Raw genomic sequence first — 14722 nt, 5'->3', positions numbered from 1 at the left:
GTCGTTGCACCGCTCAATCGTATTCTTGGCCTATGCGTGATGACAACGATATTCACATGGCCGGCACTGCGTTTTTAAAGGGCGTCGGCTACGGTCGGCGCTATCCTTCCCCGCCCTGAAGGACGGGGCTTGCCGCGCCTTTTGGTCAATGGGATCCCTCTCCTCAGGGCACGACCAACACCGGGCAGGGGGCAAGATCGATCACGCGGTGGCTGACAGAGTTATTCTGCCCCTCTCCGGAGAGGGTGAGGCCGCGGGATCCCATTACAATTAGGCTAATCTCCAGCTCGTCTGCCACATCACAGATGACAAAAGGCACCTTTCCCTCTCGATACTCACTCTTGACGCTGTTGAGGCCGATTTGATGCAGGCCAGACTCCGTTTGCTTGAGCAGGTTGTGGATGTTTTGCCGAGCTTGTTCCGCCCTCTCCGCGTCCAGCTCCGCGGCATCCAGTACAGAGAGCAAGTACACCTGACTTTTGTAGCGCTGCGCTATGTCTGCCACCAAGGGCAAGGCGTGGCTGGTCTCACGCGAGTTGTCGATGGGAAAGAGCAGCTTGTCGAACATAGTCGCGGATTCCGCGGTCAAGCCCATTCCCTATCCAAGTTGGGGGCTTGCCCTATTCTATCAATTTTACCGGGAGCTCAATGGCCTCATTCCACCCCTGCCCGTTTTCCTGTTGTCAGGGGCTCCACCTGGGCTGCTTCGCCCTAGCTGCAAACGGAGCTCCTCTGCTGTTTGGATGAGTAGCCATTCTATCATCCCGCGAAAGTCCAGCCGCCCTAAGCCATGCTGGGCTGAAGTTTACGCAATTCCTGCCAAAAATCCATTATTTTCAGATTGACCAAACTTGGAAAAGAATAATGAAAAAAATGTCGCCCCCCAGGGCAAAACCACATTTGATCCCCTGGCTTTAGGTGGTTTCTCCACTTCTCGAGCGAAGCAGGATCCACAATGGGGTCATCCTTGCTGGCGCAAACCAACATCGGCACCGACACTTTCTGGGCTGGAATCGCTATCACCTGAAATAGGGAGTGAGGTATGGGAGAAGTATCCAAATCTTTAGCCAGAGCATAGGAGAGTGAGCGTGCTCGCCACTGTTCTGAAGTAGGTAGAAGGCTCTGGGCTATACGCACCAAGAGTTGTTCCCGACTCCAGCAAAAGATTTTTCGCTGCACATAGAAATGGGCATGCCAAGTGGTAGCAGGCCAACCTCCCACGGCCAGCAAGGTCAGAGACTGTACCCGCTGTGGGTAACGGCAGGCAAAAAGATAAGCGGCCACCCCGCTCAAGCCGTGGCCGATAAGATGAACGGGTCGATCCCAAGCTTTGAGATATTCGTATAGCAGCGTGATTACAGTCTCCAGGCTACAAGGCTCATCCTGGGTTTGGTGGTACTCCCAGTATGCTATCCGAAAGCATTTCCTCAGGGATCCTAATAAAGGCTGATCAAAGAGCTTGAGACTGGGAGAAATGCCCAGATACAGGGCCTCAAAAGCGAGCGCAGAAGCGGAGCTTAAACTCATATTCGCTATTCCATCTCGACTGTTAAAACCATCAAGGCTGCTAGCCAAACAAAAGATCTACAAAGTCCAGTAGCCAGAAACCAACCGGCAAAGTGCGGTTGAACCATGCAATTGTGAACAGTGCAATTGCCATTGGAAAATGCGGCCCAAAGGATCCGAGCCGATCTGGATAGAGGAGAGGGGACAATACCCCTCTCCTTTCTGCAGATCCCCGAACCAGGGAGCCTCAAACCTCATTCACAGCCCAGGCAAAATCTGGGCCAACACGTCCGCACTGTTCAGGAGCATGTAGGCAAACAGGGCACCGCCAACGCCGCCCACCAGAAACCCTCCCGCCAACTGGCTCCAGCCGGCACGGGTGCGCAAGTTTTCGGGCAAGTCCTCCGATCCTGCCGGTACTCGCACCGGCTGAGGGGATCCCTGCGATTCCGCCATCAGTTGCACTCCCGGCGTCGGATAGGCCACCTCTCCATAGGGGGTGTTCACCACCGCCACCAGCCGCGAGCGCGGAAAAGAGACTCGTCCATAGATCGAAAGACAAACCGTTAGGATCAGCACCAGACCAATGGCCGCCAGCGTACCTGCCGTCAGGGCTTGCTCCGAATTCCGCAGCGGACTCAACTTGTAAAACGGCCCCACCAGGAAGTACCCATGGGCCATGCCGATCTCCAAACCGCGCAGGAAAGGCGACAAGCCCTCCCGGTAGATGGGCAGGTTTTGCAGCAGCAGCAGGGTGAGATCGCCCTGGTTTACCGGCGTGTCCAAGTTGCCCACCTGGGGATCTGTGGCTCGCACCCAGCCCCCGCGCTGGAAGTCAAAGCCGCTGGCCGCCGCCCGCGCCCGGATGGCATGCCAGATGTGCCCCGCCAAAAACAGGATCCCCAAGACAAAGTGGGCTGTAGCCAACCAGGTACGGCTGCTTACAATTCCCCTTTCGTCAGCGGCCAGCCCCAGCGGCCCGTAAAAAGCCGCAGGGTAGGCGATCTCATTGACGCTGACAAAATAGGCCGCCAAGATGCCCATGTAAGCCAGGGCCCCCAGGCTGTAGGAGAGGTAGGCTTCGCCCGAGTAGATCAAGACTTGCTTGGCCCAGGCAAAGGGGCGCGTGGCTATGTGCCACCATCCCCCCAGCACGCAGAGCAGGCCCACGTAGATGTGTCCCCCCACCAGGTCTTCCAGGTTGTCCACGGCGGCCATGCCCTGCTGACCCATCAGCGGCGTCAAGTAGGCGAAGATCCGCAGCGGATTGAGGGTGGGATCCGCAACGATCCGCACGCGGCCCAGGTTGGCATCGTACAGCCCTCCCCAAAAGAGAGCCTTGGCCACCAGCAGCCATGCACCCAGCCCCAGCAGCAGCAGGTGGATGCCGAGGATGGTGGTCATCTTGTCGTCATCTTCCCAGTCGTAGCCGAAAAACTCGGCAAAGGTTTTCCCCTTGCTCAGCACCTCTGGTCCCAAAAGGGCATGGAAGATCCCTCCTGCCCCCAGCACTGCCGAGGCAATTAGGTGCAGAACGCCCACGACAAAAAAGGGATAGGGATCCGTAACCACCCCTTCTGCGTTGACGCCGATGCCCAAGCTGGCCAGATGGGGCAACAAAATCAGCCCCTGGCTGTACATAGGTTGATTTGGATCCCAGTGGGCCACCTCAAACAAAGTCATGCCGCCGGCCCACAGCATGATCAACCCCGCATGGGCCACGTGGGCCCCCAGCAGCTTTCCGGACAGATTCACCAAGCGAGCATTGCCCGCCAGCCAGCTCACCTGAGGGGATCCCTCAGCAGAGGTAGGCGATGAAGATAGAACTGCGCCAGTCATGACAAACTCCCACAGTATCCACAACAAGCTAAGAAGCCGAGTTTGAGATTACAGATTGAAGAGTGTTTTGAGTTTGGCCGTCCACTCTTTAATTCGTTTTTCCGTCAGCTCTGGTTGGTTATCTTCGTCCAGAGCAAGGCCGACAAACTCACCGTCAACCACTCCCTTAGACTCGTTGAACTCGTAGCCTTCTGTAGGCCAGGAGCCGACATTTTTGCCGCCACGCTCGGCAATTTTTTCGGCCAGGATCCCCATGGCATCTTGAAAGTTGTCGGGATAGCCCAACTGATCCCCAACTCCAAAGTAGGCTACCGTCTTACCGGAAAAATCGATCTCATCCAAATTTGGGAAAAAACCATCCCAATCAGCCTGAAGCTCCCCAATATTCCAAGTTGGACAGCCGATGATTAAGTAGTCGTACTTCTCAAAGTCCTCAATGTTGGCCTCGGCAATGTCAATTAAATCTACATTGTCTTCGCCCAGCTCTTTTTGAATCATCTCGGCAGCTCTTTCGGTATTTCCGGTTTGAGTGCCGAAAAATAGACCTATTTTTGCCATTGCTCCTACCTCGAAACTGCAAGTGCGAAGCTCAAAATCAGATGGCTAGATAGTCAATGCCTTCAGCGTGCCGTTAGGCCTGCTGTGCAGCGAGCTCTACTCTGCCGGTACGGAAATTGAATCCTCGGGCTTTCAGGGCATGGAAAAGGTGGCCCTGAAGGAAGAAAAAGGCCAGCCAAAAGTGGGCATTGGCCAGCCAAACCCTAGACGTGAGAGCCTCTCCTTGCTCAAAAAAGGGATAGCGATCCAAGCCCACCTGAAGCAGCGGCCCATAGAAAACTTCGGGATAAACCACTGGGTTAACCGCAACAAAATAGGCAGCAATAAACCCCATCAAGGCCAAAGCTCCCAGGCTGTAGGAAAGATAAGCCTCTCCCGACCAGACAAAAATTCGCTCTGCCCAGCCAAAAGGCTTGGTCACGATATGCCAAATGCCCCCCGCCACCAAGAGCAAGCCCAGCCAGAGGTGGCCGCCCACCACGTCTTCTAAAGTGTCCACCCCTGCTATCCAATGGCGTCCTTCCGCGCCCAACAGGTGCCCAAACGGATTCCAATTGGGAAGGATGGTGCGCACCTCTCCCACCCCAGGGTCAAACAATCCGCCAAACACTGTTGCCTTAAGCACCAGCAGCCATGCCCCCAGTCCCAGCAGCACCAGGTGGATCCCTAGGATGGTGGTCATCTTGTTTTTGTCTTGCCAGTCGTAGCTAAACAGGGGAAAGGCTTTGGGATCCAGCACCGCCGGCCCGCGCAGGGCATGAAAAATGCCGCCAAACCCCAAAAAGGCAGAGCTGATGAGGTGGATCGCTCCCACCGCAAAGTAGATATCCGTATCCAGGACTTCCCCGCCGGATCCCACCCCCAGCCCCAAGCTGGCCAGGTGGGGCAAGAGAATCAGCCCCTGCTCATACATCGGTCGGCTGGGGTCAAACTTGGCCAACTCGATCAGGGTCATCGCCCCTGCCCAGAGAACGATCAGCCCGGCATGGGCCACATGCGCCCCCAGCAGCCGGCCAGAAAGATCGGTCAAACGGGCGTTGCCCGCCCACCACGGGATCTGTTGTTGCGAGCTAGATCCCCCTTCTTGCTTGAGTGTCGTCGCTGTCATCTCCGCTCCTCTTGCGTTTCTAAACAAGCTTTTCTAGGAAAAGGCCAGAGACCTTGCCCCAGGCCCGCCTCTGGCCGCACGGACACATCCTTTCGAGACACGTAACCAACTGTTGAGAGTAAATCTCAACAGCGAGCTGTGACCTACTCTAGGCTTCTTGCAAACAAATATCAATGTCTTTAGAGTTAAGTTTTGTTAAGAGTCGGACTTGTATCCGCCCATAGCCCCACCTGGGGAAGCTGCAGATGGAAGCTGGCCCGCAGAGGGACGAGCCGGGCGATCCGGTGGCAGCCGGTGATAAAAATCTCTCCCTTCTTAAGATTGAGTCGCAATAGCTGGATTACAATCAAGCCAAAGTTGGCCAAGTCGAGGGCAAAGGAGTCGGAGGAGATGTCGAGGTATCTGAAGCTGTGGACGGGGATAGGGCTTTATGTTCTGGTCAGCGGGGCCGCTTGCGGGGAAACCCAAAAGGATCCCTCGGCTGCGGGCGGCGGGGATCCACCGGCCCTGAGCCAGGCTTCGCCTCAGCAGGCAGCTCAAATGAACCCGGAGTGTCGGCCTATCCCGGTGGATGGCGGCGGCGAGGGTGGGGAAGAAGGGGCAGGCTCTCGCCGGCCAGCCGTTGTGCTCTCTCCTGAGCAGCGGTTTCAGGATCGGCAGATTTTGCTCGACTTTGCCGATCAGGTGGTGATCCCTGCCTATGAGCAGTTGGTCGCCGATACCCAGGCCCTGTCTCAGGCCATCCAGGCCTTCGTGCAAGATCCCAATGCCCAGACTTTGCAAGCGGCTCGCCAGGCTTGGTCTGTTGCCCGCATCACTTGGGAGGAGAGCGAGGCTTTTGCCTTTGGGCCGGCGGCTTATTTGGGGCTGGATGCGGATTTGGACGAATGGCCCCTGAACGAGGTGGAGGTGCTGGAAGTTCTCAACAGCGGCGATCCCCTCACTCCAGAGACCGTGGCCGAGTTGGAAAGCGGGCAAAAGGGATTTCATGCCGTGGCCTTCTTGCTCTTTGGCGTGGATAACAACAAGTCTTTGCAAGACTTTACCGAGCGGGATCGGGAGTACTTGGCTGCCCTTGGCCCAGTTTTGGCGGATACGGCGGCAAAGCTGCTCAAAAGCTGGACAGAGGGAGTGCAAGGGCTGCCTGCTTTTCGCGAAGAATGGGTAAAAGCCGGCGAGGGCAGCAAGAGTTATCTCACGCTGCAAGCTGCTGCTGAAGAAATAGCCCAAGGTATTCTCGGCATGTTGGACGAGCTGGGCAAGGTCAAAATTGGCGAAGCCTTCGCCCAGCAAAATCCTTTTCTGCTGGAAAGTCGCTTTGCCCACCATTCGCTGCCGGAGTTCCAGGCCAATGTGCGCAGCGTTCAGTATGCTTACTTGGGCGGATTTAGAGATAGAAAAGGTCGTGGCCTGAGCCAATTTGTCCGGGACATCAATCCCAATTTGGATAGTCAAATTCAGTCGGAGTTACAAGCAGCGGCGGCGGCTCTCCAGGGGATCCCTGCCCCTATCGAAAAAAGCCTTTGCGATGCCAATGCCCGTGGATCTATTACTGCCGCTATGGAAAAAATTGAAGACGCTTTCGACAGCTTTGCTCAGGAAGTTGTGCCGCTCCTGCAGTAGTAAGAAAGTCCCAAAAGAGCTGAGTTGCCGATATTTTGATAGCCGATGCGTCGTCTTCTCCAGATTTTCATGCTGGGATTGGCCTCTCTTTGGGCGGCGAGCTTTCTGGCTTTCCCCGCTGCCCCAGAGGGATCCCAGCCATTGCCCCCTCGAGCGGGTGGCGAAACAACCCTTTGGAACCGCACCTCAACAGCCTACGAGCAGCCGGCTCCCAACTTGGATCCCCGCTGGGCCAGGTTGCATGCCCTGGGGGACATCGCCTTTGAGGCTCGCTTCGTCACCGCTCCGGCGCCTGTTAACCCCGGCCTTGGGCCTCTGTTCAACAACAACTCCTGCGCCGGTTGTCATGTTAAAAACGGCCGAGGTTTTCCTGACAAGGGGCAGCGGGTCGTCAGAGTCAGCCAGGTTGGATCCCTGGATAGAAGCGGGGATCCCCAGCCTTTTGGATGGGAGGCCATTGCTCCTCATAGCAACACTCCCCCTGTGGCCGGCATCGGCACGCAGGTTCAAGAAAAGGCCGTTCGGGGCTATCGGCCAGAGGCCAAGGTGGAGTTGCACTGGGTAGAGCAGACCAGAGAGTACGCCGACGGAACTCCCTACAGGCTGCGTTCTCCTGTTGTAAAGCTGTTAACTCTGGAGGGATCGCCCATCGATCCTGTCCTCATCTCCCTGCGGATCCCCCAGCCGGTGTTTGGAGCGGGCCTACTGGAGGCCGTTCCCGCTTCTAGGATCCTGGCAGCAGCCGATCCTGACGACGCCGATGGGGATGGCATCTCTGGCCGCCCCAACTTGGTTTGGGATCAAGAGCAGCAGCGTCTGGTGCTGGGACGGTTTGGTTGGAAAGCCAATACCCCCAACCTCAGGCAACAAACTGCGGCCGCCTACGCCAACGACATGGGTGTCACGAATCCTCTTTTTCCGGCCGCGGATGGCAGCCAAGATATCGACGAGGCCACTCTCCAAGCGACAACCGTTTACGTGCAAACCCTGGCCGTGCCTGGCCGCGCCCTTTGGCAGGATCCCCAAGTTCAGCGAGGGGAAAAGCTCTTCGTCCAAGCCCAATGCGCCAAGTGTCACCGACCAGAGCTACAAACCGGCATTCATGAGATCCCTGCCCTGGCCAACCAAGTCATCCACCCCTACACCGATTTGCTGTTGCATGACATGGGCGAAGGACTAGCAGATGGCCGCGCTGACTTCGAGGCCACGGGCCGAGAATGGCGCACCCCCCCTTTGTGGGGCATCGGCTTGTCGCAGACAGTTCTGCCCTCCTCCGGCTATTTGCACGATGGCCGCGCCCGCAGCCTCGAGGAGGCCATTCTCTGGCATGGGGGAGAAGCTGAACGCTCCCGCGAGATCTTTAAAAATATGGCTGCTGAAGACAGAGAAGCCCTGCTCTATTTTCTTCGATCCCTCTAGAGCTCTGCCCATTTCCGCAGCAGGTTCGCGTAAACTTTGGAGATCAAATCAAAGTGGCGTGTCTTGCCCGATTCCTGAAACATCTGCTGCCGCACAGTCTGTAAATCAAAGAGGATCTCGCGTTCTTGCGGATCCCTAATTAGGCTTTGAACCCAACTGACGGCAGCATAGCGGATCCCACGGGTTACAGGCTCAACTCGGTGCAAGGTGGAAGCAGGATAGAGGATCAAAGCACCCGCCGGCAGCTTGTAGGCTTGCTCCCCCTCGCTACTCTCGATCTTCAGCTCACCGCCATCATAGTCTTCAGGGGCACTTAGAAATAGCGTAAAGGAAATATCCGTGCGCATCAGCTGATGCCGATCGAGCATCAGCGCATCGTCGGTATGAGTGCCATAGGACATTCCCGCTTCGTAGCAGCTAATTAAAATGGAATGAATGAGCTTGGGCCGGGCAGCCATCTGGAACAACAAATTACGCTCTAGAGCTGCCAAGATAATCTCCTCTATCTTCCGTTGCTGAAGGGATCCCTTTGGCATTTGCCTATTGTTTTTGACAAGCCTGGCATTCCAGCCTGCCGTCAGAGCACCATCCACAAATTCAGCATCGGCTATGAGGGACAGAATCTGTTGCAATTCTGCTAAACTAAGAACATCGCCAATACACAAGATCATTATCAACCTCTAAAAAGCAAAATACATGACACTTTCTACACTAGCAAAACAAGCCTTATGAAAATCATGCCTACTTCGAGCATCCCTCGGAAACCTTAAGCATCTAGCAGAGAAAGTAGAGATCTTTTGCCCTATGCAGCCACCTTCTGGTATTCGACAAAAAGAGCTCTGCGAGCTATTGGGCTTAGACTACAAGGCTGTTGCCACCGAGGCAAAGCGTCTGGGCTTGAGCACACATGCCTATCTGCAACAGAAAACAGGTTGGATCCTGAAGGATGAACTCTATTATCCGCCCGGCACTACCTTTGACAAGTCAGCAGATGGCGAGTCAGTAGGATCGTCCCCTACCCCCTCAGAGGATTTGTCCTCTAGCAGCAAAATCAATTCCAGAAAAAGGAAAGACATCCTCTCACTGCTGTTGTTGCTTGTTGTCCTGTTAGCTGCCATCTTGCTGGCCCGTCGCTTAGATCCAGAGGCAACTCGAGAATTTATAGCAAAACTAGGCCCCTGGGCACCCCTTGCCCTGATTGGATTACGCTCCCTGAGTATTATTATTCCTGCCATACCCAGCACCCTTTACTCCATCTTGGCAGGAGCCCTCTTTGGATTTGGATCGGGAATCCTTTACATTGCAATTGCTGATTTTATCTCTTGTACACTTAACTTCTACCTAGCCAGAAAGTTTGGTAGAGACCTAGTACAGCGAGTAGTTGGGCGACAATGGATGTACAAAGTCGATGCCCTTTCAGCTAACTATCTGGAAAACAATATTTTTCTTACAGCTGGTTTTTTAATGACGGGCCTATTCGACTTTGTCGCCTACGCCGCCGGCCTAACCCAAATAAAATGGCAGAACTTTCTTCTCGCCCTAGCTTTGGGCATTGCCGTCTCTACACCCCCAGTAGTGGCTCTGGGGGCAGGGATCCTAGAGCAGGGAAGGTGGCTGCTGGGCTTTGCTTTGCTGGGAATGTTTGCTTTGGCGATGTTAAGCGGCTGGCTGAGTAAAAGGCGGCGTTCTTAACTTGCCTTTGATAAAGTCAGAACAAAAGCAAGGTCAGCAGTGGCTTCTAACTCATGGGGAACATTTGCCGAAATTAAGACAAATATGCCCGGAGATAGAGAGATCTTCTCACCTGCAAGGGTTAAGACTCCAGTTCCTTCAATGACGTGGAGAGTAGCGTCCCTTGTGGAGGTATGCTCGGAAATACTTGTGCCTCCCGCCATACAGAAAAGAGTATGTTGGCAGACTTCACTTTTCCAAATGATCTTGCTGAGAACTCCTTCCACAGAATAAGCAATGTGATCTTTGAGCTGCAAAAAAGGTGACTCAGGGGAGACAAGAGACATCATTAAGCCTCCTTCTTGGCAATCAGTATGATGTAGCCTAGGTTATTTCGATATCGGCTAAAGATTTGCTTCATAGATAAGATCCGCTGCCGGATTACAGGACGTGTAAGCACATTCCACACCATAGTTAAGAGCGTCGGCAATCCTTCCTCTGTAGCAATAGCAACGGGATTGAGCAAAGTTAAGGGGCCGGTGGCATACTGGACAACCGTAAGATTTGCTTGCTGAACAGTTGCAAGCCAGCTGTCAGTAGATAAAGGATTGGCATTGACATGGATTACGGAGGATAACTCCTTGCGGATAGCGTCGCTGTTGGATCCCTCAACTCGCAGCTCATGGCTGAGGAACTTACCCCCTGGCTTGAGGCAATTGTAAATCCCTGACAAAATCTTAGATTTTCCTGCATCGGACTGCATTGTTAAAATAGCTTCCGCCAAGACATAGTCAAATTTCTGATCGATTTGATCTAGGTGAAAGATATCGCCCTCGAGGATCTCAACTTGGCCGGCTAGCCCTGCTGCAGAAACATTAGCGCGAGTGCGAGCAATGTTATCTGGATTTTTCTCAATGCCGGTAACATGTATGCCATAGCGCTTTGCCAATCGAATAGCCGTGTAGCCAAGGCCTGAGGCAAGTTCCAGCACAGTTTCTCCTCGACGGAACTCGGCAAACTTGAAGAGCCGTTCGGTAGCGCCAAAGCCCCCCGGTCGAAGTGCCTTTTTACCTGCCGCAGCCAGTACCTGGTGTCCAGGTGCATTTTTTGAGTCCAGCTTAGACATAGGTAACTCCAAAAAAGATACAGCCTTTTAATTTAAAATAGGGTACAGGTATTCAAGAGGAAGGAGAGAAAGGAATGCCGACTCATTCTTTGGATTTGCGGCAAAGAGTTGTAGCAGCCTATCAGGCAGGTAACACCTCCATCCGCCAGGTAGCTAAACGCTTCATGGTGACCAAAAGAACAGTACACCGCTGGGTGCGTCAGTACCAACAAACTTAAGATTTAGCCCCTAAGAAAGCAGGCACCAAGCGAGTGGGCATTTTGGAACAACATCGGCAGGAAGTGATGGCAATTATTACAGAACACCCAGACTTCTACCTGTGGCAGTATCAAGAACTGTTGCGCGAGCGCTTAGGAATCAATGTAAGCATCGTCACGATACATAATTTCTTGAAAAAGCAAGGAATGACTCTAAAAAAAAGACCTACCGCAGTGCAAAAGTCAAAGAAGAGGAGGTGCAAAGGGAACGACTAGCTTATAGTCAAGAAGTCAGGAATATTCCAGCGGAGGATTTGATTGCCATCGACCAGACGGGAGTCTGGGAGGGAATGGAGCGGAGAGTATCTCGGAGTTTACGTGGTCAAAGGGCTTATCATTATCGTCAGAGATACAAGGGTGAAAAGTATACGGTTATTGGAGCTATTTCCTTGAGAGGTGTAGTTGGCTGTCGTGTCATCAAGGGTGGGATGAAGAAAGGAGATTTGGAGATTTTTTGGAGTTTTTGAGAAGCGAGCTATGTCCGAAGCTAGATGCGAGGAAGGTTGTGATTATGGACAATTTAAATATCCACAAGAGTCGGGAAGTTGAGGAATTGATTAGGGGGACAGGAGCACGAATCCTATACCTGCCTGTGTATGCGCCGGAGTTGAATCCCATTGAGATGATGTGGTCGGTGTTGAAGCATTTTATTCGGCAGCTTTGCAGAATTGGGAAATATAGCATGGAGCAGATAGTGAAGACTTCTTTACTACTGATCAATCCATCCTCCTTCCGAAGTTGGTTTGCTAAGTGCTGCTATTGTACCCCTTGAGCCCTTAACAGGCTGTACCCTGTGGCCATCTGTTTTGAGCTTGGCTGTGAGCACCTCATCACCTTCTATAATGAGAGATGCCCACAGCCGCAAAGAAAAACTTATTTTTCTCAGCTATTCGAAAAATCGAATATTAGAGAAGAGGAAAAGTTGAGGGGATGAACTTTTTTGGCCATCCTGCTCTTCCCAAATTCTTCTCTCAACCAGAATCCAATACCGACCTATTTTTTGATAACGATCTTCGTAGATCATCTTTGCTTGAGTTTTTTCTCCAGTTCCTGGGCTACAATACTCAGCAGTGTAGTGAGTGGGTAGGTAGCCCTCACCTGTATCGTAAAACTCTTGAACTGAGACTGTAATTGTCCGATTGGCAAGATGGCGATGTACCATTTGAATGTGCTTGCCCTGAACCCAGTACCTATCGGTAGAAGATAAGCCCGAAACAAGAACTTCAGTGATGTCTGAATTTTGTGGCTCTCCATAGGCAAAGGTGTGGCCACCGTGTTCCTCGTCGAAGGAATGACGAACGCGATGCACCATGACTTCCCACATCTGTTCCCGTATTTTCTGGCGGATCTCCTCGTCCTCGACGCCGGCAACATCGATCTTCATGTTGCGGTCAATACTCACAACTCCTGAGAAGGAGAGGCTGCTGTCACCTTCTTTGGGAAAGTAGGTTATCTCAGCTCGGTAGCCAGGAAAGTCTTTGTCCCAGGTGTAGCGATTCTCAAAAGCCTCCTTGAATAGCTCTCGGGCCGGAGCTTGCTGTGCTGCCATAATCTCCTCCTTAATGAGAAATTTTACTATTTAAATCCTAGTAGAGGCTGATGGCTGGCCTTGGGATTTTAAGGTTTCCTTATGACTGGCCACCCGCTCAGCTCTCTTGTTCTCGAAGTTTCTCGAAGTTCTTGGCGGTTACCGATGGGCAGGAAGGCGGAACCTCAATCCTTCACTTGGCCTGAGGGGAGCCTTGAAGTTAATGAAAACCATTGGCAAGGCGCTGTCCACTGGCAACAGAGGGAGAGAGCTAAGCTAAAGCTCGGCGCTGTTGGCCTTTTGGCGACAAGCTGGCAGGAAGAGAGTCTGCTTTCTCAACTCACTCCATGTCCAAAATCCAACCCCTGAACCCAGAGCGGATCGCCCAGATGGCCGCGGGAGAGGTGATCGACTCGCTGGGGGCTGCTCTGCGGGAATTGCTGGAAAATGCCCTCGATGCCCAGGCCACCCGAATTCAAGTGGAGATCTGGCCGACTCGCTGGCAGGTGCGGGTGGGGGATAACGGCCAAGGGATCCCCGCTTCGGAGCTGGAGCAGGTGGCCCGTCGCCACACCACCAGCAAGTTGGACGGTTGCAGCCTGGGGTTTCGGGGCGAAGCCTTGCACAGCCTGGCCCGGCTGGGATCCCTGACCATTCAGACCCGCCACGCTGACGATGCCCACGGCTGGCTGGCCACCTACGACCGCCAAGGGGAGCTGGCCCACCAGCAGCCGGCAGCCACTGCCTCGGGAACGGTGGTCACGGTTGCGGATTTGTTTGCCGACTGGCCTCTGCGCCGTCGGGCTTTGCCCCAAACTCGCCCGCTCCTGACCCTGGTGCAAAATGCGGCCCTAGCCCATCCCTGGGTCAGTTGGCAGGTGCATCAGGAAGGGCAATTGCTGCTCAGCCTCTGGCCGGGAAAATCTCTGCAAGATCTGCTGCTGCAGGTGTTGCCGCAGTTGGATCCCACGGATCTGCGCTATCGGCGGATCCAGGATGGGGATAGCGATTGGGAAGTGGTGCTGGGCCTGCCGGATCGCCTGCATCGCCCCCACCCCGATTGGATCCGTGTGGCCGTAAACGGACGGTTTGTGCAGATGCCCGACTGGCAACGGCTGATCCAGTCGGTTTTTCACCACGCATTGCCCCGCCACCGCCATCCGCTGGTGGTTGTTCACCTGCGCCTGCCCCCAGAACAGGTGGATTGGAACCGTCATCCTGCCAAAAGCGAGCTCTACCTGGAGAATCTGACGGCCCGCCAGGAGCAGTTGCGCCAACACCTGCACTCCCTTCTGCAATTGGGATCCGGGCAAGCCAGCCGCCGCTCTGTGCATCTGATCCGGGCCAGCGAGGCCAAGGTGGTCTATCGAGTCTCGCCCGATCTCCAGAGCCATCTTCCTCCCTCTGACCGGCCAACTTCTCCCTTGCCTCCCCTCAGGGCGCTGGCCCAACTGCATCGGATCTACATCTTGGCGGAGCATCCCCAGGGGCTATGGCTGGTGGAGCAGCACCTGGCCCACGAGCGAGTTCGCTATGAGTACATCCGGCAGCATTGGCAACTGGTAGCACCGGAGACGCCCATAACGCTGCAAGGACTATCGCCCCAAGCCCTGGAGCGGTTGGAGCAGTTGGGGCTGGAGCCGGAACCCTTCGGCCCCAATACCCATCTCATTCGACGCCTCCCTTTGGCTTTGGAGTCGGAAGATCCAGAAGAGGTGCAGGGATCCCTGCTAGAGCTCAGCCGCTGTCAAGATTTGCAGGCAGCTCAGGTGGCGGTGGCCTGTCGAGGGGCCTTGCGCAATGGGATCCCACTGACCCTGGAGCAGATGCAAAAGCTGTTGGAAGCCTGGCAGCGCACCGCCAATCCCCACACTTGCCCTCATGGTCGCCCGGTCTACCTGGCCCTGGCAGAAAAAGATCTGGCCCGTTACTTCCGCCGCCGTTGGGGCCTCTGCGACCGGCCTATCTCCGACTCCAAACTGGGATCCCTATGGGAGCTGGATCCGCTGGGAGACAGGTTTGCCGCCCAGGTGCGCTCTTCTGCGTCGGATCCCACGGACGAGCCCAGCTCCACCCCACTATAATCG

13 protein-coding genes and 1 pseudogene are annotated in these 14722 nt (G+C 54.5%); 5 read left to right on the top strand and 9 right to left on the bottom strand.

All coding sequences use genetic code 11. From position 1 onward, the window contains the following. Positions 1-163: 163 nt before the first annotated feature. The 5 genes from ACVWYY_RS10860 to ACVWYY_RS10840 form a co-directional block, all read right to left on the bottom strand. The gene (locus ACVWYY_RS10860) at positions 164-589 is read right to left on the bottom strand and encodes a universal stress protein (RefSeq protein ID WP_414374511.1); all 426 of its coding nucleotides are present in this window, start codon (positions 587-589) and stop codon (positions 164-166) included. Positions 590-783: 194 nt separating this feature from the next. Beyond that, on the bottom strand, positions 784-1575 hold the full coding sequence (locus ACVWYY_RS10855) for an alpha/beta fold hydrolase (protein WP_457404068.1): 792 nt from the start codon (positions 1573-1575) through the stop codon (positions 784-786). A gap of 189 nt (positions 1576-1764) precedes the next feature. Then, the gene (locus ACVWYY_RS10850) at positions 1765-3345 is read right to left on the bottom strand and encodes a chlorophyll a/b binding light-harvesting protein (protein ID WP_457440521.1); all 1581 of its coding nucleotides are present in this window, start codon (positions 3343-3345) and stop codon (positions 1765-1767) included. A 48-nt stretch (positions 3346-3393) separates the two neighbouring features. Continuing rightward, positions 3394-3903 carry a flavodoxin FldA gene (gene fldA / locus ACVWYY_RS10845; protein ID WP_414407903.1) on the bottom strand — a complete coding sequence of 170 codons (510 nt, stop codon included), beginning with the start codon at positions 3901-3903 and terminating at the stop codon, positions 3394-3396. A 73-nt stretch (positions 3904-3976) separates the two neighbouring features. Beyond that, complete coding sequence (locus ACVWYY_RS10840; protein ID WP_457440519.1) at positions 3977-5011, bottom strand: chlorophyll a/b binding light-harvesting protein; 1035 nt, start codon at positions 5009-5011, stop codon at positions 3977-3979. A 390-nt stretch (positions 5012-5401) separates the two neighbouring features. On the opposite strand from ACVWYY_RS10840, the gene ACVWYY_RS10835 reads away from it, so the two are divergent. Both ACVWYY_RS10835 and ACVWYY_RS10830 read left to right on the top strand, forming a co-directional pair. Then, the gene (locus tag ACVWYY_RS10835; protein WP_011433843.1) at positions 5402-6634 is read left to right on the top strand and encodes an imelysin family protein; all 1233 of its coding nucleotides are present in this window, start codon (positions 5402-5404) and stop codon (positions 6632-6634) included. A 45-nt stretch (positions 6635-6679) separates the two neighbouring features. Beyond that, a complete protein-coding gene (locus tag ACVWYY_RS10830) occupies positions 6680-8053 on the top strand; it encodes a di-heme oxidoreductase family protein (protein WP_011433844.1) in 1374 nt (457 codons plus the stop codon). Here the strand turns inward: ACVWYY_RS10830 and ACVWYY_RS10825 are convergent. Beyond that, on the bottom strand, positions 8050-8724 hold the full coding sequence (locus ACVWYY_RS10825; protein WP_011431398.1) for a Fe2+-dependent dioxygenase: 675 nt from the start codon (positions 8722-8724) through the stop codon (positions 8050-8052). The two genes, ACVWYY_RS10830 and ACVWYY_RS10825, sit on opposite strands and share 4 nt — an antisense overlap. Before the next feature lie 133 nt (positions 8725-8857). On the opposite strand from ACVWYY_RS10825, the gene ACVWYY_RS10820 reads away from it, so the two are divergent. Next, positions 8858-9745, top strand: a complete 888-nt coding sequence (locus ACVWYY_RS10820) for a TVP38/TMEM64 family protein (protein ID WP_228375352.1) — start codon at positions 8858-8860, stop codon at positions 9743-9745. Here ACVWYY_RS10820 and ACVWYY_RS10815 read toward each other — a convergent pair. Together ACVWYY_RS10815 and ACVWYY_RS10810 are read right to left on the bottom strand one after the other, a co-directional pair. After that, positions 9742-10074, bottom strand: a complete 333-nt coding sequence (locus ACVWYY_RS10815; RefSeq protein WP_011433845.1) for a cupin domain-containing protein — start codon at positions 10072-10074, stop codon at positions 9742-9744. The genes ACVWYY_RS10820 and ACVWYY_RS10815 overlap by 4 nt on opposite strands. Further along, positions 10074-10850: an SAM-dependent methyltransferase gene (locus ACVWYY_RS10810; protein ID WP_414358094.1), complete on the bottom strand. Its 777-nt coding sequence runs from the start codon at positions 10848-10850 to the stop codon at positions 10074-10076. Before ACVWYY_RS10810 ends, ACVWYY_RS10815 begins: the two co-directional genes overlap by 1 nt. A gap of 74 nt (positions 10851-10924) precedes the next feature. Here ACVWYY_RS10810 and ACVWYY_RS10805 point away from each other — a divergent pair. After that, positions 10925-11879: pseudogene (locus ACVWYY_RS10805) on the top strand (IS630-like element ISSoc15 family transposase). A gap of 114 nt (positions 11880-11993) precedes the next feature. Here ACVWYY_RS10805 and ACVWYY_RS10800 read toward each other — a convergent pair. Beyond that, positions 11994-12656, bottom strand: a complete 663-nt coding sequence (locus ACVWYY_RS10800; RefSeq protein WP_011431401.1) for a DUF3386 domain-containing protein — start codon at positions 12654-12656, stop codon at positions 11994-11996. Positions 12657-12982: 326 nt separating this feature from the next. Between ACVWYY_RS10800 and mutL the strand changes: the two genes are divergently transcribed. After that, positions 12983-14719, top strand: coding sequence for a DNA mismatch repair endonuclease MutL (gene mutL / locus ACVWYY_RS10795; RefSeq protein WP_457404066.1), 1737 nt, complete (start codon positions 12983-12985; stop codon positions 14717-14719). Positions 14720-14722: the final 3 nt, after the last annotated feature.

Source organism: Thermostichus sp. MS-CIW-34, from assembly GCF_054060435.1.
This window is presented reverse-complemented; position numbering and strand designations above follow the sequence as displayed.